The sequence below is a fragment of the Sphingomonas sp. CCH9-E2 genome, from assembly GCF_001557215.1.
Classification (GTDB): Bacteria; Pseudomonadota; Alphaproteobacteria; order Sphingomonadales; family Sphingomonadaceae; genus Sphingomonas.
In genome coordinates this window covers 1-365 of sequence record NZ_LSJM01000387.1, presented here as the reverse complement: position 1 = coordinate 365, position 365 = coordinate 1, and the positions used below count along the sequence as shown (strand labels likewise).

1 pseudogene is annotated in these 365 nt (G+C 67.1%); it reads right to left on the bottom strand.

The features are described from left to right. Positions 1-365: pseudogene (locus AX681_RS17575) on the bottom strand (ParA family protein); the annotation flags it as partial.

The following is a 365-nucleotide window of genomic DNA, read 5'->3' as shown; positions in this document are numbered from 1 at the left end:
CCGCCACGGCCTGAATCGCATCGCCAGTTTCCTGACCTTGCGGGGGCACGAAGGTAAGGACCACGGCAAAGGCGCGGTCGAGCTGGCGCACCACGTCGAGGGTGTGCGTCATGCTCATCGTGTCGAACACGGCCGTCTTAGTCGGGATCAGGATGAAATCAGCGTGACGCGCTGCCTCATAGGCCACGTCGCGCGCGACCGCCGCCCCGTCGATCACGACAAGATCGGTGCCGGCGTCCTCGCAGGCTTTGAGCATAGCGGGCAGGCGCACCGGCTGAATCGACGCCACGGCGGGCGTGTCGAGCTGGCGCACGTCCTTCCAGAACGAGGCCGTCGCCTGCGGGTCCAGGTCGATGATCGCGGCG